Source organism: Duganella aquatilis, from assembly GCF_009674565.1.
GTDB classification, from domain to species: Bacteria; Pseudomonadota; Gammaproteobacteria; order Burkholderiales; family Burkholderiaceae_D; genus Rugamonas; species Rugamonas aquatilis.
Map to the genome: position 1 here is coordinate 1 of NZ_WKJL01000057.1, position 7,602 is coordinate 7,602.

Annotated in this window: 6 protein-coding genes and 1 pseudogene; all 7 read left to right on the forward strand. The window is 64.9% G+C overall.

Annotation, left to right across the window (positions count from 1 at the left end):
* Window positions 1-1,025 (forward strand): TnsB C-terminal domain-containing protein (locus GJ698_RS30055; protein WP_208023895.1); only part of this gene is annotated, 1,025 nt, incomplete at its 5' end.
* Window positions 1,026-1,328: 303 nt separating this feature from the next.
* A complete protein-coding gene (locus tag GJ698_RS30060) occupies window positions 1,329-2,936 on the forward strand; it encodes a flavin monoamine oxidase family protein (protein WP_154361527.1) in 1,608 nt (535 codons plus the stop codon).
* Window positions 2,933-3,358, forward strand: coding sequence for a c-type cytochrome (locus tag GJ698_RS30065; RefSeq protein ID WP_154361528.1), 426 nt, complete (start codon window positions 2,933-2,935; stop codon window positions 3,356-3,358). Before GJ698_RS30060 ends, GJ698_RS30065 begins: the two co-directional genes overlap by 4 nt.
* A gap of 11 nt (window positions 3,359-3,369) precedes the next feature.
* Window positions 3,370-3,882 carry a RidA family protein gene (locus GJ698_RS30070; RefSeq protein ID WP_154361529.1) on the forward strand — a complete coding sequence of 171 codons (513 nt, stop codon included), beginning with the start codon at window positions 3,370-3,372 and terminating at the stop codon, window positions 3,880-3,882.
* A gap of 77 nt (window positions 3,883-3,959) precedes the next feature.
* On the forward strand, window positions 3,960-6,419 hold the full coding sequence (locus GJ698_RS30075) for a TonB-dependent receptor plug domain-containing protein (protein WP_154361530.1): 2,460 nt from the start codon (window positions 3,960-3,962) through the stop codon (window positions 6,417-6,419).
* An 82-nt stretch (window positions 6,420-6,501) separates the two neighbouring features.
* Entirely contained in the window at window positions 6,502-7,407 is a 906-nt protein-coding gene (locus GJ698_RS30080; protein WP_154361531.1) for an alpha/beta hydrolase, read from the forward strand.
* Window positions 7,404-7,602 (forward strand): annotated as a pseudogene (locus GJ698_RS30705) (hypothetical protein); the annotation flags it as partial. The gene GJ698_RS30080 and the pseudogene GJ698_RS30705, both read left to right, overlap by 4 nt.

Consider the following 7,602-nt stretch of genomic DNA (forward strand, 5'->3'; position numbering starts at 1 on the left):
AGACCGACCAGGCGGTCAGCGCCGGCCTGTCGCCGCTGGCGGCGCTGCCGCCCGGCCGTCCCGGCGCCGGCTTCTACCTGGACGCCGTGCGCGCCGAGGTGCAACTGGTGTCGCGCGCCGACCGCCTGCAGGCCATCGGCCAGCCGCTGGTGTACGTGGTGACCGACACCTTCAGCCGCATGGTGTGCGGCGTCTACATCGGCATGGGCGAGGCGCAATGGCCGCACGCCATGCTGGCGCTGGCCAACTGCGGCGCCGACAAGCAGCGCTACAGCCAGCAGCACGGCCGCCGCATCGAGGCCGAGCAGTGGCCGTGCCGCCACCTGCCGGAAATCCTGCTGGCCAACGCCGCGCTGACGCTGGGCTGGAACGGCGACACGCTGCTGAACAACTTCAACCTGCGCTGCGTGGCGGTGGAGGAGGGGCCGTCCGACTGGCGCGCGGTGCTGGAAAAACGCTTCCGCCTGCTGGCGCCGAATGCGCAGGGCGCGCCGTGCCGGCTGGATGGCGTGATGGACCTGGACCAGTTCACCCGCATCGTCATCGACTGCATCCTGTACTACAACAACCGCCAGGCGCTGGCCGCCGCGGACGGCGCCACGCCGCGCCGCTTGTGGGACTGGGGCGTGGAAAACCGTGGCGGCGGATTAAAGATCTATCCTGAGCACCTGATCCGCTGCAGCCTGATGCCGGTTGCACAAGCCACCGTCACCGCCGACGGCATCGCGCTATACGATAGTTGGTACAGTTGTGCGCGCGCCATCAACGAACGTTGGTTCGAGCGGGCGCGCCTGCGCGGTTCATGGCAGGTCAAGGTGGCTTACGACCCGTCCAACATGGACACGGTTTATTTGCTGGATGCCGCCGCGCCGATGCAGTTCCACGCCTGCCATCTGGCGGACAACAGCCTGGCGCACCTGCATCTGTCGACCACCGAGATTGCGCACCTTCCGCGTGCACAAACCGCGCTGCCTGCCGCCGCGCTACGTAGCACTACGCAGAGCTACGCCAGTTTCGTCGGTTAATTTCTGTCCAGCTTCGTGCACTGCATCTTAACGGTGCGGTGCATTTTTTTTTGCCCGCCCTGAACAAAGTTCTGCCGCTACGAATAAAGTTTGTCGTTCGTGTCTGGCTTTAACGTGTATAGACAAGCATTTACGGATAGCCGTAAAAACATTGTTTTATATCGTTTATGCCGTTTCCTTGTGTAGGGCCTGTAAGCCGAAACAGCTTTATTTTTTTGTCATCTGTGGCACGCCGTTTGCTAATGAAGAAGTATGGGCATGCAAGTCGCCCAAGGGTTTTTCAGCAGATTGGCGAGGAAGCAGATGGATAGCAAAACGGTAAAACCATTTAAATCATTTAGCTCATTGACGAGGAGGGATTTCCTGTATCGGACGGCGGCGGTCGGCGGCACCGGACTGCTGTTGAGTACCATGAGTGCGTGGGGCATGGGCATCGAGTCCACCGCCTCGGCGCCGCCGGCCCTGAGCGGCAGCGGCAAGGGCAAGAAGGTGCTGATCCTGGGCGCCGGCCTGGCCGGCATGACGGCCGCGTTCGAGCTGGAGAAGCTGGGCTACAAGGTGCAGATCCTGGAAGCGCGCGCCTTTGCCGGCGGCCGCTGCCAGACGGCGCGCAAGGGCTTCAGCCTGACCGAGTTGGGCGGCGAAAAGCAGACCTGCGAATTCGACGACGGCCACTACATCAACCACGGCCCGTGGCGCATCCCGCTGCACCACCAGTCGACGCTGCACTACACCAGGCTGTTCGAGGTGCCGCTGGAAGTGATGGTCAACGAGAACGACCACTCTTACGTGTACTCCGAAAACGCCGGCCCGTTCGCCGGCAAGCGCCTGCGCATCAAGGAGGTGAAGGCCGACATGCGCGGCAACGTCTCCGAGCTGCTGGCCAAGTCGGTCAAGAACCACCAGCTGGACCAGGAACTGAGCGCCGACGACCAGCGCCTGCTGCTGGACTACCTGCAGCATGAAGGCGCGCTGACGCCGGGCGACCTGCAATACAAGGGCCGCAGCGGCCGCGGCTTCGCCACCAATCCTGGCGCCGGCATCAATCCGGGACCGGGCAAGCTGTCCGATCCGCTGGGCTTCAAGGACCTGCTGGCGTCGAAGCTGGGCAATGTCTACAGCGCGGTGCAGGACTTCCCGATGCAGAACACCATGTTCCAGCCGGTGGGCGGCATGGACTCCATCGCCAAGGCGTTCGAAAAACGCGTCGGCAAAAATATTCGCTACAAATCCGAAGTACAGACCATCCGTCAGAACGATAAGGGTGTAACGGTTACCTACAAGGATACCGGCACCAATAAAGTCAGCTCCATCAGCGCTGACTACTGCCTGTGCGCCATCCCGCTGTCGGTGCTGCGCCAGATCGATACCGATTTTTCGGACAAATTCAAGAAGGCCGTCGCCACCGTGGCGTACGCGCCAGTGGGCAAGATCGGCCTGCAGATGAAGCGCCGCTTCTGGGAAGAGGACGACCATATCTACGGCGGTCACATCATGACCGACCTGAAAGGCATCAACCAGATCTCGGTGCCGTCGTACGGCTTCCAGAAAAAGAAGGGCGTGCTGCTGGGCTACTACCAGTACCAGACGGCCGCGATTGAAATCAGCGCGCTGTCGCCGAAGGAACGCGCCGAGTTCGCGCTGGCCGCCGGCCAGAAGATCTTCCCGCAGTACACGGAGAACTTCGAGACCGCCTTCTCGGTGGCCTGGCACCGCGTGCAGTACAACCTGGGCGGCTGGGCCGAGTGGACCGAGAAGACCCGCGCCGCCGCCTATCCGACGCTGGTGGAGGGCGAGGGCCGCATCCTGCTGGCCGGCGAGCACCTGAGCTACCTGACCGGCTGGCAGGCCGGCGCCATCGAATCGGCGTGGCAGCAGCTGGCCAAGATCCATGAAAGGGCCAGCGCATGAGAGACACGCTGATCAAGGCCGTGATGGCGATCGTGGCCACCGTGCTGGCGGCGGCGTCGTCGCCGTCGCGCGCGCAGGACGCGGGCGCGGCGCTGGATGGCAAGGCGCTGTTCCTGAAGAACTGCGCGGCGTGCCACCAGCCGACCGGCAAGGGCATACCCGGCGCCTTCCCGGCGCTGGCGGGCAACAAGTTCGTACAGGGGAAAAACACCGACGTCGCCACCGTGCTGCTGAAAGGGCGCGGCGGCATGCCGGACTTCAGCGAATCGCTGAGCGACCGCGATATCGCCACCGTGCTGACCTTCGTGCGCTCCAACTGGGGCAACAAGGCCGATGGCCTGACCGAAGCGGATGTCGGCGCGCTGCGCACCGCACTCGGCGTCGACGCCTTCGGCGACGCCAGCATGTCCAACAAACACTGAAAGAGCACACAATGAAAAAAGCAATCGTTAGCCTGTTGATCTCCGCCGCCTGCGGCAGCGCCTTTGCCGCCGCGCCGAAAGCCGACATCGTCCGCCACAAGATTCCCAATTCCGATTTCCCGATCGCGCTGGCGGTGAGCATTCCGCCGACCGCCACCATCCACTTCATCAGCGGCCAGGTGCCGGCGGTGGTGAACAAGGATGCGCCGGCCGATTCGCTGGAAGCCTTCGGCGACACCAAGACCCAGTCGGAATCGGTGCTGAAGAAGATCAAGGAAATCCTGCAGGGCATGAAGCTTGAGATGTCCGACGTGGTGAAGATGCAGGTGTTCCTGGTCGGCGATCCGGCCAAGGGCGGCAAGGCCGACACCAAGGGCTTCATGGAAGCCTACACCCAGTACTTCGGCGCGACTGCGCAGCCAGGCCCTCAGATGAACCTGCCGGCGCGCGCCGTGGTGCAGGTGGCGGGCCTGAGCAACGCCGGCTGGCTGGTCGAAATCGAAGTGGTCGCCGCCAAAAAATAAAAGATACGTAGCAAATCGGGAGTTGTGTTTTCGGGTCTTACCTTCGCTTTTATTCAAAAAAAATGGGGAATTAAAATATGCATAAGGCCACACTGAAGATCGGCGTTGCTGCCGTGTTGTCCACTTTAGCTTTCGGCGTGTACGCCGCCGCTCCAGCCGCTGACGACGCGGTCGCCGCAGCGCCGGCCGACGCCGACGCACCCAACGTCGGCGCGGTGATCGTCACCGGCACGCGCTCCAGCGGCATCAAGGTTGAAAACAGCGCATCGCCGATCCAGGTGCTTGACTCGGCATCGCTGCAGCGCACCGGCCAGCCGGACCTGATCCAGGCACTGGCGCAGAATCTGCCGTCGTTCACGGCGCAAGCCTTCGGCGGCGACGCCGCCAACATGACGCTGTCGGCGCGCCTGCGCGGCCTGAGCCCGAACAACACGCTGGTCCTGATCAACGGCAAGCGCCGCCACGGTACCGCCAACCTGGCGGTGCTGGGCGGACCATACCAGGGCGGCGCCGCGGCCGACCTGAACTACATTCCCGTGTCGGCCATCGATCACATCGAGGTGCTGCAGGACGGCGCCGCCGCCCAATACGGCTCCGACGCGATCGCCGGCGTGGTCAACGTCATCCTGAAATCGAACAACCATGGCGGCACCGCCACCGTCAGCGGCGGCGGCTACGTCGATGGCGGCGGCCGCACGCTGGACGGCACCGCCAACATCGGCGTGACGCCGTTCCAGGACGCCTTCCTGAGCCTGACCGCCGAATCGAAATACCACGGCTACAGCGACCGCGGCGGCATCGACCCGCGCGTGGTCGATCCGGCCAATATGGCGGCCTATCCCGGCATGTTCCGCGAGCCGGGCTACCCGCACGTCAACCATATTTCGGGCGACGCGCAGTACCACCTGAACACCTTCGCCGCCAACTTCGGCTGGGACGTCAATCCCGACAGCCAGCTGTATGCGTTCGCCACCGCCGGCCGCAAGGAAGCGCGCGCGTTCGAGAACTATCGCCTGCCGAGCCGCCTGCCGCTGATCTATCCTACCGGCTTCTCGCCGAAGGAAACCATGAAGGAAGACGACTTCGCGTTCACCGGCGGCTACAAGACCAAGCTGGCCGGCTGGAACGTTGACCTGAGCTCGACCTATGGCCGCGACAAGGCGCGCATCGGCGTGGCCGATTCGGGCAACGTCTCGCTGTTCACCGACACCGGCTACACGCCGACCGTGTTCAGCGCCGGCACCTTCATCGCCAGCCAGCTGACCACCACGCTGGAAGCGTCGAAGGAATTCGACATCGGCTGGTCCAAGCCGCTGAACATCGCCGGCGGTATCGAGCACCGCGTCGACAAGTACGAGATCCAGGCCGGCGACGCGGCCTCGCGCTACAAAGAAGGTTCGCAGTCCTATCCTGGCTTCTCGCTGACCGACGCCGGCAGCCACCGCCGCACCAACCAGGCCGCCTACCTGGACTTCGCCGGTAATCCGATCCAGGACCTGACGGTCGACCTGGCCGGCCGCTATGAGCACTTCAGCGACTTCGGTAACGCCAAGGTGGGCAAGATCACCAGCCGCTACGACTTCTCGCCGGTGGTGGCGATGCGCGGCACCTTCTCGAACGGTTTCCGGGCGCCGACCCTGGCCGAGGAATACTACTCGGCCACCAACGTCGGTCCGACCACCGCCTTCGTGCAGCTGGCGCCGAATTCGGCCGGCGCGAAACTGGTGGGCGTGGATGGCCTGAAGCCTGAACGCTCGACCAACTTCAGCCTGGGCCTGGTGCTGAACCCGGCCAACAACGTGGCGATGACGCTGGACGTCTACCAGATCAAGATCCGCGACCGCATCGTCGGTTCGGGCGCGCTGTACGGCTCCGGCGGTTCGGTGAACTCGCCGGCGGTGACGGCGGCCATCAAGGCCAACGGCAACGTGCTGGACAGCACCGTCAGCCAGACCGGTATCAACATCTTCTCCAACGCCGTCGACACCCGCAGCCGCGGCCTGGAGTTCGTCACCACCGTGAACTCCAACTACGGCACCGCCGGCAAGGTGGACTGGTCGATCGCCGCCAACTACAACAAGGTGGAAGTCACCAAGATCAACCAGGCGCCGACCCAGTTGCTGCCGCAGACGCTGCTGGACAAGACCGCGATCTCCGATCTGGAAACCGCGTCGCCGAAAATGCGCGTCAACCTGGGCGCGCTGTGGAAGATCGGTAACTGGACCGTCAACCTGCGCGAAGCGATCTACGGCAAATCGTCGGAGTACGGCAGCGAGGACGGCTCGGTGTACCACCTGACCGAAATCTCGGCCAAGGCGATCACCGATCTGGAAGTCGGCTACAAGATCAACAACGCCTGGTCGCTGGCTGTCGGCGCCAACAACCTGTTCAACAAGTATCCGAATGGCGTGAATCCGGCGCTGCTGGCTGACCAGCGCGCGGCGGGCGACAACGCGGCGGTCACCGTGCTGCCGAGCTTCTCGCCGTTCGGCATCAACGGCGGCTACTACTACGCACGCGCCAACTACAAGTTCTAAGCGGGGGCTTAGTTGCTTTTTGGGCCGCCTTTCGGCGGCCCTTTTTTTTGGTGTAGCATGGCGGCTCAATCGAGGAGCAGGCATGCTGAAAAAAATCAGAACAACCTTGCTGGCCGCCGCCATGGCGGGCAGTGTCGGCGGCGCGGCGGCCGCGCCGATGTCGTTGCAGGATTACCTGGCCCTGAGCGGCCCGGCGCCGACGCGTCACGTCGCCTACGGCGCGGCGCCGTCGCAGTTCGCGGAGCTGTTCCAGCCGGCCGGCGACGGCCCGTTTCCGGTGGCGGTGATCATCCACGGCGGCTGCTGGACCAAGGAGTTCGGCGGCATCACGCAGATGCGCAATATGGCCGGCGACCTGGCCGCGCAGGGCATCGCGGTATGGAATGTGGAATACCGCCGCTACGACGAAGCGGGCGGCGGCTATCCGGGCATGTACCACGACGTGGCGACCGCGATGGACCGCCTGCGCGTGCTGGCGCCGGAGCATCAGCTGGATTTGTCGCGCATCGTGCTGGTCGGCCATTCGGCCGGCGGCCACCTGGCGCAGTGGGCCGGCGCGCGCGCGCGGCTGCCGCGCACCAGTCCTTTGTACGTGGCCGATCCGCTGCCGGTGCCGGTGGTGATCAGCCTTGGCGGCCTGGCCGACCTGCGCAACGAAGAGGCGCTGATCAAGACCAGTTGCGACCGCGACATGGCGCAGCTGGCCGGCGTCGCCAGCACCGGGCGTCCCGATATCTTCAGCGACACCTCGCCGGCGGAGATGCTGCCGCTTGGCGTGCGCACGGTGCTGATCCACGGCGAGCATGACACCATCGCGCCGCTGCGCGTCGGCCAGGACTATGCGCGCCGCGCACAGGCGGCCGGCGATGCGGCGGAAGTGGTGTCGCTGCCGGGCGGCAGCCACTACGACGAAGTCGCCGCCACGTCGCCGTCGTGGCGCATCGTGTCGGCGCATATCCGCAAGGCGCTCGGTCTCCAGCCGCGATGAACCGGCGGCGCGCAGCCAACCTGGGATGCATCGTCCTGCTGCATCTGGCGCTGCTGTGGGCCGTGATGCGGCCGTTGCCGTCGTCGGCGCCGCGCGGGGAGCGCGTGTGGATACAGTGGCTGCGGCCTCTGACGCTCCACCCGCGCGCCACGCCGCCCGCGCCGCCGCCACGCCCGGCCGCGCAGCCAGTGCCGG